General features: G+C 34.7%; 11 protein-coding genes. 6 read left to right on the plus strand and 5 right to left on the minus strand.

What is annotated here, in order from left to right; translation table 11 throughout:
- Nucleotides 1-45: 45 nt before the first annotated feature.
- Nucleotides 46-3255: a WD40/YVTN/BNR-like repeat-containing protein gene (locus ACE939_RS08265; RefSeq protein ID WP_378184745.1), complete on the plus strand. Its 3210-nt coding sequence runs from the start codon at nucleotides 46-48 to the stop codon at nucleotides 3253-3255.
- A 7-nt stretch (nucleotides 3256-3262) separates the two neighbouring features.
- Nucleotides 3263-5200, plus strand: coding sequence for an alpha/beta fold hydrolase (locus tag ACE939_RS08270; protein WP_378184747.1), 1938 nt, complete (start codon nucleotides 3263-3265; stop codon nucleotides 5198-5200).
- A gap of 224 nt (nucleotides 5201-5424) precedes the next feature.
- Here ACE939_RS08270 and ACE939_RS08275 read toward each other — a convergent pair whose 3' ends face one another.
- The gene (locus tag ACE939_RS08275) at nucleotides 5425-6183 is read right to left on the minus strand and encodes an MBL fold metallo-hydrolase (protein WP_378184749.1); all 759 of its coding nucleotides are present in this window, start codon (nucleotides 6181-6183) and stop codon (nucleotides 5425-5427) included.
- Between the two features lie 240 nt (nucleotides 6184-6423).
- On the opposite strand from ACE939_RS08275, the gene ACE939_RS08280 reads away from it, so the two are divergent.
- Nucleotides 6424-7011, plus strand: coding sequence for a fasciclin domain-containing protein (locus tag ACE939_RS08280; RefSeq protein ID WP_378184751.1), 588 nt, complete (start codon nucleotides 6424-6426; stop codon nucleotides 7009-7011).
- Nucleotides 7012-7065: 54 nt separating this feature from the next.
- On the opposite strand, the gene ACE939_RS08285 is transcribed toward ACE939_RS08280, so the two are convergent.
- The 3 genes from ACE939_RS08285 to ACE939_RS08295 form a co-directional block, all read right to left on the minus strand.
- Entirely contained in the window at nucleotides 7066-7518 is a 453-nt protein-coding gene (locus ACE939_RS08285; protein ID WP_378184753.1) for a GNAT family N-acetyltransferase, read from the minus strand.
- A 58-nt stretch (nucleotides 7519-7576) separates the two neighbouring features.
- Nucleotides 7577-7942, minus strand: a complete 366-nt coding sequence (locus ACE939_RS08290) for a hypothetical protein (RefSeq protein ID WP_378184755.1) — start codon at nucleotides 7940-7942, stop codon at nucleotides 7577-7579.
- A 73-nt stretch (nucleotides 7943-8015) separates the two neighbouring features.
- Nucleotides 8016-8444 (minus strand): DUF1801 domain-containing protein, encoded by a 429-nt coding sequence (locus tag ACE939_RS08295; protein WP_378184757.1) that lies wholly within the window; start codon nucleotides 8442-8444, stop codon nucleotides 8016-8018.
- Nucleotides 8445-8616: 172 nt separating this feature from the next.
- Here ACE939_RS08295 and ACE939_RS08300 point away from each other — a divergent pair, with 172 nt between their 5' ends.
- Nucleotides 8617-9162, plus strand: a complete 546-nt coding sequence (locus ACE939_RS08300) for a DUF4494 domain-containing protein (protein WP_378184759.1) — start codon at nucleotides 8617-8619, stop codon at nucleotides 9160-9162.
- An 82-nt stretch (nucleotides 9163-9244) separates the two neighbouring features.
- Here ACE939_RS08300 and ACE939_RS08305 read toward each other — a convergent pair whose 3' ends face one another.
- Nucleotides 9245-11089: a cystathionine beta-synthase gene (locus ACE939_RS08305; protein ID WP_378184761.1), complete on the minus strand. Its 1845-nt coding sequence runs from the start codon at nucleotides 11087-11089 to the stop codon at nucleotides 9245-9247.
- Nucleotides 11090-11380: 291 nt separating this feature from the next.
- Between ACE939_RS08305 and ACE939_RS08310 the strand changes: the two genes are divergently transcribed.
- Together ACE939_RS08310 and ACE939_RS08315 are read left to right on the plus strand one after the other, a co-directional pair.
- Complete coding sequence (locus tag ACE939_RS08310; protein ID WP_378184763.1) at nucleotides 11381-12055, plus strand: methyltransferase domain-containing protein; 675 nt, start codon at nucleotides 11381-11383, stop codon at nucleotides 12053-12055.
- 458 nt (nucleotides 12056-12513) lie between these two features.
- Nucleotides 12514-13656 (plus strand): N(5)-(carboxyethyl)ornithine synthase, encoded by a 1143-nt coding sequence (locus ACE939_RS08315; protein WP_378184765.1) that lies wholly within the window; start codon nucleotides 12514-12516, stop codon nucleotides 13654-13656.
- Nucleotide 13657 lies beyond the last annotated feature (1 nt).

Raw genomic sequence — 13657 nt, forward strand, 5'->3', positions numbered from 1 at the left:
TTCGCAAAAACATTTTAATAGTACATTAAATTCATTTAGTTACGCATGAAAAAAATACTTTTTCTTCTTGTCGTGAGTCTATCTTTTATGACCTACTCACAAAATCTTACCAATGAGCTTTTAAACGAATTAAAACCACGAAATATTGGACCTGGTGGTATGAGCGGCCGGGTCACAAGTATTGACGTAGTTACTTCAAATCCGAATATTATATATGCGGGTACTGCTTCTGGTGGCTTATGGAAATCTGATTCGGGAGGTATTAAATGGGAACCCATCTTCGACGACCAAATAACAGCCTCTATTGGAGCTGTAGCAATTCAGCAATCCAACCCCTCAGTCGTTTGGGTAGGTACTGGTGAAGGTAATCCAAGAAATAGTCTTAACGGTGGTTTTGGCATTTATCGATCCCTTGATGGAGGTAAAAGTTGGAAAGCAATGGGGCTTCAAAATACAAGACACATTCACCGTATTATTATTGATCCAACTAATCCAAACGTTGTCTATGCAGCGGCTATTGGCTCGCCATGGGGAGAGCACCCTGAACGCGGCGTTTTTAAGACCGTCGACGGTGGTGAATCATGGCAAAAGATCTTATATGCAAATCCCAAAACAGGAGCTGCCGATTTAGTTATGGATCCTAAAAATCCTAACAAACTTATTGCAGCACTTTGGGAGCACAAAAGAGACCCATGGTTTTTTAATTCTGGTGGTGAAGGTTCTGGTATTTTTATAACTCATGACGGTGGTAAAACTTGGAGCGAACGCACAGACAAAGACGGCTTACCTAAAGGTAATTTGGGTAGGATTGGCTTAGCAATAGCGCCTAGTAAACCTAATATAATATACGCCCTAGTAGAAGCTAAGAAAAATGCCTTGTACAAATCCTTTGACGGGGGCTTTACATGGAAAAATATTAATGACAAAGAAGATATCGGCAATCGCCCTTTCTATTATTCAGATATTTTTGTAGATCCTCAAAATGAAAATAGAGTATATTCGGTTTTTACATATGTAAATGTGTCTGAAGATGGTGGTAAAAATTTCACGCAGTTAATGCCAGCCTATGGTGTTGATAATGGTGTACATCCCGATCACCATGCTTGGTGGATACATCCTACTGATGGCTCTTATATGATTGATGGTAATGATGGAGGTCTTAATATAACTCGTGATGGAGGAGCTTCTTGGCGTTTTATTGGAAACTTACCGGTAGCTCAGTTTTATCATATCAGCGTCGATAATGAATATCCGTATAATGTATATGGAGGTATGCAAGATAACGGGAGTTGGAGAGGTCCTGCCTATGTCTGGAAATCTCAGGGAATACGTAATTCGTACTGGCAAGAAATTTCTTTTGGAGATGGATTTGATGTGGTTCCAGATCAAGATAATAGCCGTTATGGCTGGTCTATGAGTCAGCAAGGATTTGTAAGCAGGTATGATTGGATAACTGGCAATAATTATACTGTTCGCCCTACCCACCCCGATCCTTCCGTTCAACTTCGTTTTAATTGGAACGCCGCCATCAGTAGTGATCCTTTCGACGGTAGTACATTGTATTTCGGAAGCCAATTTGTTCATAAAAGTACCGACAAAGGATTAACTTGGAAGGTAGTATCGCCAGATCTAACTACAAACGATCCCGCAAAGCAAAAACAATCTGAAAGTGGCGGACTCACAATGGATGCTACTGGAGCAGAAAATCACACAACAATTCTTGTCATTGAACCCTCTCCTTTAGAACAAAATATGTTATGGGTAGGAACCGATGATGGTCGCGTGCATACAACAGTAGATGGTGGGCAAAACTGGACCGACGTAAGTAAAAATCTTAAGGATCTACCGGAAGGAAGTTGGATTGTTCAAATCAAAGCATCTAACAAAGTAAAAGGCTCAGCATTACTAGTTGCAAACGATTATCGCAGGTTTAACTATACTCCATATGCATACAGAACTACCAATTATGGTAAAACTTGGAATCGTATTGTTGATGAAAATGATGCTGCTAGTTATGCTTTAAGTATCATCGAAGACCCAATCGAAAAAAATCTAATGTTTTTAGGAACTGATGATGGTTTATATTTTTCTATCAATGCTGGCCAAAAGTGGACTAAATGGACTAATGGCTTTCCTACAGTACCCGTAAAAGACTTAGTGATACACCCTAGAGAACATGATTTGGTTATCGGTACCTTTGGACGTGCTGCATGGGTGCTTGATAATATAAAACCTTTAAGAGCATTATCAAAAGATGCATCGATATTAACCAAAAAAATTAACCTCTTTGAACCCCCTATTACCTATCAAGCGGCTTACCAACAACCGAGTGGTAGTAGATTTGGAGCTGATGCTATGTATCAAGGAGAGAATAGAGATTATGGAGCCTCTTTCACCTACTTTGTTCAAGTTGATAAGAAATCCACAGATGATAACGAAACTTCAGAAGAGGACGAATCAGATATAGTAGAAACAGAAAACGAGAACGCCAACATTACATGGGATTCTATAACTCTTAAATTGTATGATGGAGATCGCTTAATTAGAACCTTGAAACAAGAAACACCAGATTCTACAGGATTTTATAAAATTCGATGGATGATGGATGAAAAAGGTGTAGAACGACCATCGAGAACAATAAAAAAATCTAAGCGCGAACCAGGAGGTGTTCTTGTTAAACCAGGCAGTTACCGTGCCGAATTACAGTATGGAGATATAGTTTCTACCACTAAAATTGATGTCAAAAGTGATCCTCGCTTAAAAATATCTAAAGCTAGTATTGACGAAATTTATGAGGCTTCCAAAGAATTAGAAAAGTTTAGTCTTACAGCTTTTGAAGCAGTCAAACAATTAGTTGAAAGTAAGAATATAGCCTCAAATTACAAGCAAAAGCTTAAGAAAAAAGATAAAAAATTATTTAAAGAAGACCTGAAGCTAGCGAGTAGTATTATCAAATCGATTGATGAACATCTTGCTCTATTTATAGGAAAAGAAGATAAACGACAAGGTATTACGAGAAATCCAGAAATCACTGTTATGCAACGCATAAGTAACGCAAGACGTTATGTAAGCAGTCGTCAAGAAGGATTAACTACTACCGAACAAACACTAATACGTCACGCAAAAACAGCGCTTGAAGATGCTTTACAAAAAACAAATAGCTTCTTTGACAAGGAATGGAAAGAATATCGAGAACATATGGAAACAGTTGAGCTGTCTCCATTCAAAGAGATCAAAGTTTTAACCATTAAATAATAAGTTTATGAAAACATTGCACATACTTGGAGTATGCTTGCTTCTTTTTATTTCCTGTAAAGAAGAAAAGAAAAAAAGTTTAGCTGAAAAAGTTCCTTTAGAAATTGAGCAGTATTCCATAGAACAATTTATGGATAATGAAAATGCTTTTGCAAATGGTTTTTCTTCTGATAATTCTAAAGTACTAATAACGAGTAACCGATCTGGTATTTACAATATGTATACAGTACCAACTAGTGGCGGTGAACTCTCTCCAATAACAAAGTCAGATAGCGCCTCGGTTTATGGTATCTCATATTTTCCAAATGATGAGAGAATTCTTTTTCGTATGGATGGAAACGGCGACGAGATTTTTAAGTTATATGTAAAGGATAGTACTTCAGTGAAGGCACTCACACCGCTCAAAAATGTTCGTGCATTATTTCGTGGATGGGCAAAAGATAAAAAAAGCTTTTTTTACGCTAGTAATGAACGGAATCCAAAATTCATGGATCTCTACCAAATGACAGTAGACGATTTTACTTCAAAACGAATTTATGAAAATAAAGACGGAATGGATGTGGGAGCTATCTCTGATAACAGCAAATATATTGCTCTAACAAAAACCATCAATACTAACGATTCCGATCTTTATATCTTAAATACTGAAACGAATCAATCTATTAAATTAAACGATTCTTTGAGTGCAAATAGTCCTGAGGACTTTTCAAAGGATAATACTTATCTGTACTACACAACAGATGCCTTTGGCGAGTATACTATTTTAATGCGTTACAATCTTGAAACAAAAAAGAAGGAAAAAGTAAAAGAAAGTGATTGGGATATAAGATCATTTTATTTTACCAAAACAGGTAAATATAGCGTAATGGCTACGAATGAAGACGCCCAAACAGTTTTATCTATAGCAAATACGGCTACTGGTGAGACCCTAGCTTTACCAACTTTTAAGAATAAAAATATAACAGGTGTTACTTTTTCTAATGATGATTCTATGGCTTTGTTAAGCGTATCTGGTACACATTTACCAACAAACATATATTCTTATAACTTAGAAACCAAAGTTTCTAATCAATTGACAGATGTGCTCAATACAGAAATTAATGCAGAAGATTTGGTTCCATCAAAAGTTGTTCGTTTTAAATCGTTTGATGGGTTAGAAATACCTGCTATATATTATCAACCAAAACAAGCTACAACCGAGAATAAAGTTCCTGCATTGGTATGGGTTCATGGTGGGCCTGGGGGACAATCAAGGCAAGGCTATAGTTCTGTAATTCAATTTTTGGTAAATCATGGATACGCGGTCTTGGCAGTAAACAATAGAGGTAGTAGTGGTTACGGAAAGTCCTTTTACAAAATGGATGATTTAAATCATGGAGACAAAGATTTAAAAGACTGTATCGCCGGGAAAGATTGGTTAGCACAACAAGAGGTGATCGATGGTTCAAAAATTGGCATCATAGGAGGTTCTTATGGAGGTTATATGACAATGGCTGCATTAACATTCACACCTGAAGAATTTGAAGTGGGTGTGAATATTTACGGAGTAACTAACTGGATAAGAACTCTGAAAAGCATACCCTCATGGTGGGAATCTTTTAGAGAAGCTTTGTACCTAGAACTTGGAGATCCCCATACTGCAGATTCTGTTCGTTTAAAGAAAATTTCACCTCTCTTTCATACTGAAAAAGTAAAAAAACCTTTAATTGTTTTACAAGGGGCTCAAGATCCAAGAGTGCTCAAAATCGAATCTGATGAGATCGTGGAGGGTGTAAAAAATAATGGCGTTCCTGTTGAATATGTTTTATTCGAAGATGAAGGGCATGGATTTGTAAAAAAAGAGAACCAAATAGAAGCTTATAGTAGAATTCTTAGTTTCTTGGATACCTATCTTAAAAAAGAGACCAATAGTAATCGTATACCTACAGATACTACCAATAACTAGTGTATAAAATTTTTAAACTAAAAATCGTTTGCATTTTATTGCAGACGATTTTTTTTTTGCTCACATTCATAAATCTAATATGTATTTTAATCTATCGATACCTAACAGAATCTATTTAAATAAATGATTCGATCGTATACTAAATCATTTTGAAATTGTACAATGGTTTACTCACTTAATTATTCTCAAAATATTTTAAATTTAAGTAGCTACCGCATTTTTCTTTAATTAAAACTGATAACTTCTCCATCAACAGGCAGGTATAAAGAACCTATTTCTGATTTTTCTATAGCATATACTCTTTTAAGAGAAGCTCTAGTTACTGTACAGTGATCCAGTGCTTCGAGATGAACGGCAACGACATGAGCCTCTGGTAGTCTCTTAAGTATTTTTATAGTTTCTGCTTCGTTCATTAAGATTGGAGTTATCTCATGGCCTGGAATATAGGCACCGCCAGAATTTGTAACAATGACTTGAGGTTCATATGCTTTGATTGCCTGATCGACCTGATCTACCCAAATACTATCTCCAACTATATAGGTTGTTGGTTCATTTTCTGCTTGCAATACAAATCCAGAAACTGCTCCCATATGCTTGGCGATCTCACCACTACCATGCACTCCACCAGTACGTGAAATTGTTATTCCCTTCCATTGCACCGTAGTATCAATTTTTTTGGCATGGATAAAATTAGATTCTTGAATTTTTTTTAAGTCGGCTGGCTGGCAAAAGATAGGGATGTCTTTAGATAAACTAGCCTTAGCCAACGTATCAAAATGATCTTCATGCATATGTGTAATCAAAACTAAAGTAACAGCATCCAACACCTCTTCGATCGACATAGTTAAATCACAAATTGGATTTTTCTGTATGCCTGCAAAGGATTCAAAGGTCCCTTTTGCAGCTAGCATGGGGTCTATTAGAATTGTACTACCTGCATATGTGATTTTTAAAGTAGCACTTCGTATTAATTGAATGTCCATGTATTTCTTTTTTTATGATTCGTGTCAATTCTCTTGTTCTACTTACTTTAGTCTTTGCTAAAGATAGTAGAAAAACTAAAGCTTATAATTAAAGCTTGTATAAACTTTGACCTAGACTTCGTCATAATGAGAGCAACTTATTTAAAAACACTAAAGAAATGTTAAAATAGTATGTTTTGAAAACCGCTACAGTTTAAGTTTCGTTTATACAATTGTAAATAACTCAATAAAAAATTTCAAATGAAAAAATTAAACAGATTAGCTACAGTAACTTTTATAGTAACGCTTGCATTAGGCACATCATCATTCGCTCAGAACAACATGATGAAAAAAGAAAAAACTGTCATGGTTGGTGGCGCTGCCATGTATCCAAGTAAGAATATAGTAGAAAATGCTATAAATTCTAAAGATCATACGACACTTGTTGCTGCAGTGAAGGCCGCTGAATTGGTAACCACTTTGCAAAGTGACGGTCCTTTTACAGTATTTGCGCCTACAGATAAAGCTTTTAAAAAATTACCTAAAGGAACGGTTGAAACGTTAGTGAAGCCAGAAAATAAAACTACACTTCAACATATTTTAACCTACCATGTACTTGCTGGTAATTATAAAACCACTGATATCGTTACCGCCATTAAAGCAGAGAATGGAAAAGCTATGTTTACGACTGTAAATGGTGGTAAACTGACTGCAATGATGAAAGGTAAAAAAATTATGTTAATGGATGAAAAAGGCGGAACTTCATGGATTACTATAGGAGATGTACATCAATCCAATGGAGTAATACACGTGATTAATACTGTACTATTGCCTGCTGATAAAATGTAACATTATAGTTTAGTTTGGGTTTGTTAAAAAGACGCTGGTTTTAATACTGGCGTCTTAACCATTTCTTTTTTCAAATCTTATTTTTCTGATTCCAAAAGAGGTATCCCACTGCTTTACCTCAAAAAAACCTAAACTTCGATATAAATTACAGGCTGGGATATTATCAACTCCTGTTTCTACAGTGAACATCGGTGTGTCATAGTTATTTAGAATATTAGTCATTAATTGTCTTCCTATCCCCTCACGAAAATGCAAAGGATCAACTACCAGACTTTGAACGTGAGTACTATCTACATCCTTCAATATCTCAATAACTGCTATAATCGTTTTGGCTTTGTAAAAACCATAAAATAGGGTTTCACTATTTTGTAGATTAGCAACAGATCTTTGTAAAGGTGGAAAAATGTTCGCTTTCAATAATTTTGCTTCTATAGTATAAGAAACTTGAAATACTCGATATATTTGTTCTGCAATTGTTTTGTCTCTTTGTGCTATTTTTTTTATCATACTACACTCGACTCATGTATTTAAAAATTGTGCACTTCATATCTTCGAATTCATAAATTTATACTAATTCATATTGATTGCTTATTACAACATACCATAACAACACTGACCATAGCCATAAAACAAGCACGTATTGCAAGCGCAACAATTGTATTGATTTTAGCCATCGTTTTTGATAATGCCATAAAAAACCTGCAAGTAAAAATCCAATCGACCAAAGTATCCCCACCATGATCACCGCTGGCCAAACCCAATCACCTGTCCAATCATTAAGTGTAGGATATGAGCTAAATAAAAAGCTTACCGGGTAGTAAAGTACTGCACCTAAGGCTCCCATACTTAAAAAGCCTAAAATAAAAATTATTATAAAACCTATAATCGAAAACTTCGTAGTATATGATAAAGACTTCCAAAAGTTGCTCATAACGTAGGTTCTTAAAATAATTTGAAAATTTGATTTAATTTTATTTTGATTCTCTACCTGAATCCTCTATAAATTAAATACCAAGGGTAGGCAAATGTTTTACTTTATGATATGTGAGAGCTGTCCTAATAATTATCTTAATCTCTTTTATAGGAAGCTTATCATCTAGTTCGAAAATAATAGCTCTATTACCCTCAAAAGTAAACATATCACTATATATTTTTTTAAATGTTTTGACTAGTCTACTAGAACATTGAAAATACATGCAGTAGTGATTGGCACTCTTTGATTTACATGCTATTCTGAGCGTACTACCAAATTTGGTAATATAGCTAGGTTCTCCCCATTTTAAAGTCTCTTCTAAATGGGTAATTTCTACCGTATCACGCGCTGTATTAATAATTAAATCACGTAAGATTAAAACCCACTTTCGTATTGTATCTGGATAATTTTCGAAAACAACACGAACCTCTGGATTACTATACAATTCAATATTTTTCATGTAATCAAGATTTATATTATATAAAGGTAATTTAAAAAGAGAACAGCAAAAGATTCTATTTTAAAAATAGAAAGACCGTATAGCTAAGATACAAATTGTGAATATCTCTTGCCAAATTACCTCTATCAACTTTTTTGAAAGATCTATATTTGCCCTCCTTAAAAAAAATAATATGAGTGTAACTTGGTACGAATGCAAAGTGAAATATAGAAAAACCCACGAAACGGGTGAGCAAAAAATAACGACAGAATCGTATTTGCTTGATGCCATATCCTACACCGAAGCTGAAGCCAGAATTAATGAAGAAATGGCGGCCTATACGAGTGAAGAGTTTATGATTACCAATATTAAAGTAGCTAATTTATCAGAAGTTCATCCTTTCGAAAATTCGGATCGTTGGTTCAAATCCAAAGTAGCACTAATTTCATTTGATGAAGAAAGTGGAAAAGAGCGAAAGACAAATCTTTATATGCTAATTCAAGCAAATGATGTTAAAGAAGCATATGATAACACACTGACGGCAATGAAAGGTACGACAGGTGACTACAGTATCCCTGCTATTACAGAATCACCAATTATGGATGTATTTCCATACTTCACGGGAGAAGAAGAGCAATTAGAAAAATTCCATGCTATTGAAAAAACAGATACAGAATTACTCAACGATACCCCTGAAACATCTGAAAAATCCATCCTATTGGCAAGTGAAGAAGAATAATCTTCACTTGTTTAATTACAGATGTATTTGAAGCACTACGATGAACACTTACAGTTTTATCTAAATTATAAGTGTTCATCGATCAAAGACTTTTAACAAAATCTAAAAAGACCTGTTTATGATGCTCGAGATCCATATTGGGAGATAATGCTACACGTGCAATATAATCCTTGTCACCTTCTTTGGTGGTCCCTTGAGTTGAAGTAGCTGGAATCGTCCAATAACATCCTTTGAGTTGTCCATAACTCACACAATACTTGCTTTCTTGGGGGATTTTTGTAATCATTAAATTAATTAACTTAAGATTTAAGGCTCGTTTGTAAGCTTCCTTTTCTTCGGCAGTAGTACCTTTGGTGGGTAAATCTAGAGAAAACACAGAAGGTGTAAAACCCTGGTCGGCTAATGCTTCAGATACAAAATTGATTTTGGCGTCAGGTAAAACTTCTTTGATAAAATTTACCATTTCGCGTGTATTCTTATAGGCATCTAAAATTCTTTGATTCATAGAAGGCAATTGTTTTGCCAAAATTTCATATTGCAAATGAGTGGCTTCGTTGTCACAAATTATAAGATGCTTAGCTATTGTATCCATTAAAGATTTTGTATGGATATTACCTACACAGTATCCAGCCGTGCATTTACCTCCACTAGGAAATTTAGAGCCACTAGCATACGAAAGGGCTCTAATGGTCGATAGCATTTCCCCTTCTCCCAAAAATTGAACATTAGGACAAAAGGTTTGGTCTAAAATAAATACCGGATCGATGGCAATAGTGCCTTGAGCTGTTTTACGCTCTGTACTTAAAACTTTTTTAAGCTGCATCAGATCTGGAACCTCCACTCTAGGATTTGTTGGAATTTCGGCAATAATATAAGGGATCGCATCCTCATTTGCAATCTTATCTAGTACTAGAGCAATACTTCGAACCATATCATTATCCCCATCTACTGGCAGATCCACTACCTCTACAGCATCGATACACGCAGCAACTCTTCTAGCTTGATCATTAGTACCTCCATAACAATTAGGAGGAACAATAAATTTGATAGCCTTGCCCTCATGTTTTTGTCGAGCATCGTCAACCAGTCCCATCATAATAGCATACTGTATAGAAAGTCCACTTGAGCCAACTAGCGGTTTTGTTGGTGAACCAGTAATCTCTCGAATTGTATTTAAAACAAAGGGTTTATCTTTGTCTAACGTATCATTTTTAAGAACAAGAGAAGATGCTGAAGTGAAAGACTCTAACACTGCTAAACAATTCGCTGGTGTCATGGCAATAGTTTCCCTTCTTCTTACATGCTGAATATCTGCGATATACTCTCTGTTTTTTGTTCCATTTACCAACAAAACACTCCCACGGCTTTGATACGTAGCTACATAAAAGTCAATGTTTGGATTAAGATCACTAGAGATTAGCTCATCGTGATTCCCCACATAAACTGTACTGCCATTACCAGGTACAATATCAGATATTTTATTAACCTTTACTAACTCAAAATCATAGCCATACACGTGCTGTATAACTTTGCTATCAAAAGATGATGGTAATGTCCCCGTATAAGTAATCTGAGTACTTTTATTTTCTAGTGAATTTTTTCTTAACACTGCAAGTATAGGGACAGTCTTTGATGCAAAACTAATAACATGATCAGACTTAGTATTAAACAAATCTGCTAGATACCATTCTACAATACTAGACAAAGGATGCCCTAATCTTATATAATCATACGCTGTCGGTAAATTGTTTAATACTAATGTGTCAAATGTATTATTGGTATATAAAATATCAAACTCTTCCAAAAATTGAGTTTTAGCTACTTCTTCATCATATATATCTAAACGATGCGTAGTTAGATAAAGCCAGTCCTTTGGCATATTTTTCAATACATTGTTAATAAATTCTAGCCTCTTATTATCTTGCATATTACTCACTTTTAAATAGGCTGCAAAGATACGCTAATTAGATTTTTTAATCGTATGACTAACGGATTTGTTACTGGTACTTACAAGTACCAACTTCGAATATTTTTTTTACGTAAACTGCTCAAACGCACAAATTACATTATTCATTTATCTACAAAATTAGATCTTATAAGTAGTATACACCAAATTATACACTTGTAACTAAGAAAAATTTATATGTTTTTTATACTATTACATCTTCATGGGTAAGTATGCATGAAATTTTGAAAAAGTTGAAGTACTTCAAGCGTTATGAAAAATTTGGAAAAGCAATCTAAAAGAATTAAAAAGCCGTGGCCAACTAAGGATGCAATGACTCAGGTTTATAAAATGAAACTTTGGGGTGACAATCAATCTGATTTTTATTCGGGTGAAGGATCACATCATCCTACACTAGTAAAACCTTACTTAAACGTAGTGATTCCATTTTTGACTTCTTTTAAAGATCCTATCACAGTGTGTGATTTGGGATGTGGCGATTTTAATGTAGGTAAAAAGTTAGTTCCTTATGTTAAAAAATATATTGCTGTAGATATTGTAGCCGATCTTATTACACGAAATAAAAAGAAATTTAGAGATGAAAAGATAGAGTTTTGTTGTTTAGATATAGCTAAAGAAACCTTACCACCAGCTGATGGAATTATATTAAGACAGGTATTACAACATCTATCTAACGACGAAGTTAATAGTATCGTGAGTAAATTATCTAAGTATACCTTTGCTATTGTAACCGAGCACATCCCAGACGGAGATTTTGAACCGAACAAAGATATTATTTCAGGACAAGGGATTAGGTTAAAAAAACAAAGTGGTCTTAATCTCCTAACTCCACCATTCAATTTAAAGGTAAAAGAAGAAAGGCAATTAATCGCTGTTGTTCCCACAAATCATATAGGAGTTCTTGTAACTACACTTTATATTTTTTAATTATAATTAAATTGACATAGTACATTACTGTACTAAATTATAATCCTTGTAGCATGTTAATCAAAAATTTCTATTTTATAATTATATCCTCTAATATTCTATAGCGTTATACACGTATACGTTCCAAAACAACCCTAAGACTTTATAGATTGGTAAATCACTACACTTGAATGCAACGGCATACCACATATTGCAATATTAAAATACTGGAAGATTATGGTTTGAATGGTTTTTAATAAAGTATCTTTGAGACGGTTGTATTTATCATTTGATAATAATTATCTTTTTGCACCACTTCAGCAAATTGCTTAGGCTAACATCAAGGTCTTATTTTGACTAATAACACTCTAGCGATCAACTTAATGACTGTTTGCTAGCACTTGACTATTTTAAATAGTGATTCTAATCTTACGTGTTGCTCATTTCATTACTCTGCAGTTCGTTTCAAATTATAGACAATGGCTTTATTACAAATGGGTGTCATCGGAACTTCCAAAAAAGAAGACGAAAGACGCGTGCCTATTCATCCAGAACATTTAAACAGACTTCCAGAACATATTCGAAAACAATTAATTTTTGAAAAGGGGTACGGTGCTCCATTTAATATTAATGATGAAGAAATTAATGAAATAACTGGCGGAATAGCAACACGTAGTGAAATATTATCTGATATTGGTGCTGCTATTATTGCTAAACCTGTTCTCTCGGATCTAGAAACCCTCAAAGACGAAGGAATTATTTGGGGGTATCCTCATTGTGCACAACAATCTGAAATTACACAAACTGCAATAACCAAAAAATTAACTTTAATTGCTTTTGAAGATATGTACGTATGGAGTCCAACGGGGCAAATGGGACGGCATACTTTTTATAAAAATAATGAAATGGCTGGGTATAGCGCAGTTATTCATGCCCTGCAGTTAAAAGGTATTGATGGGCATTATGGAAACCAACGAAAGGTGCTAATTTTTAGTTTTGGCGCTGTAAGTAGAGGGGCGATCTATGCTTTAAAAGCACATGGTTTTAGAGATATTACGATTTGCATTCAGCGACCAGACCACGAAGTGAGAGAAGAAGTATTGGACGTTCATTATACGAGACTTAGAAAAGGTAAAAAAGACGAACCACGATTAATTGTTGTCGAACACGATGGGTCAGAACGATCACTTATCGATGTAATTCACGAATCTGAAATTATTATTAACGGAACTTATCAAGATACCGATGATCCAATTGACTATGTAACAGCCGATGAAAAATCAATATTGAAACCAGGAACCTTAATAATTGATGTAAGTTGTGATGAAGGTATGGGATTTTATTTTGCAAAACCTACTACATTTAAACATCCGATTATCGCAATTGATAAAATTGATTATTACGCTGTGGATCATACTCCAAGTTATTTTTGGGAAAGTGCTTCTAGATCAATTTCTGCAGCCTTAATCGTACATTTGCCATCGGTAATATCGGGAAGAGCAAGTTGGCATAAAAATAAGACCATTCAAAATGCTATCAATATAAATCAGGGAGTTATTGTAAAAGACGCCATTCTTAGATTTCAAAATCGCACTATAGACTACCCTCATCCATTTTTTTAAT

The sequence above is a fragment of the Aquimarina rhodophyticola genome (assembly GCF_042434915.1).
Classification (GTDB): Bacteria; Bacteroidota; Bacteroidia; order Flavobacteriales; family Flavobacteriaceae; genus Aquimarina.

Bases quoted from the DNA above. Each gene is read 5' to 3' on its own strand.
- ACE939_RS08265 (WP_378184745.1), top strand. From the start codon at position 46: ATGAAAAAAATACTTTTTCTTCTTGTCGTGAGTCTATCTTTTATGACC.
- ACE939_RS08270 (WP_378184747.1), top strand. From the start codon at position 3,263: ATGAAAACATTGCACATACTTGGAGTATGCTTGCTTCTTTTTATTTCC.
- ACE939_RS08275 (WP_378184749.1), bottom strand. From the start codon at position 6,183: ATGGACATTCAATTAATACGAAGTGCTACTTTAAAAATCACATATGCA.
- ACE939_RS08280 (WP_378184751.1), top strand. From the start codon at position 6,424: ATGAAAAAATTAAACAGATTAGCTACAGTAACTTTTATAGTAACGCTT.
- ACE939_RS08285 (WP_378184753.1), bottom strand. From the start codon at position 7,518: ATGATAAAAAAAATAGCACAAAGAGACAAAACAATTGCAGAACAAATA.
- ACE939_RS08290 (WP_378184755.1), bottom strand. From the start codon at position 7,942: ATGAGCAACTTTTGGAAGTCTTTATCATATACTACGAAGTTTTCGATT.
- ACE939_RS08295 (WP_378184757.1), bottom strand. From the start codon at position 8,444: ATGAAAAATATTGAATTGTATAGTAATCCAGAGGTTCGTGTTGTTTTC.
- ACE939_RS08300 (WP_378184759.1), top strand. From the start codon at position 8,617: ATGAGTGTAACTTGGTACGAATGCAAAGTGAAATATAGAAAAACCCAC.
- ACE939_RS08305 (WP_378184761.1), bottom strand. From the start codon at position 11,089: ATGCAAGATAATAAGAGGCTAGAATTTATTAACAATGTATTGAAAAAT.
- ACE939_RS08310 (WP_378184763.1), top strand. From the start codon at position 11,381: ATGAAAAATTTGGAAAAGCAATCTAAAAGAATTAAAAAGCCGTGGCCA.
- ACE939_RS08315 (WP_378184765.1), top strand. From the start codon at position 12,514: ATGGCTTTATTACAAATGGGTGTCATCGGAACTTCCAAAAAAGAAGAC.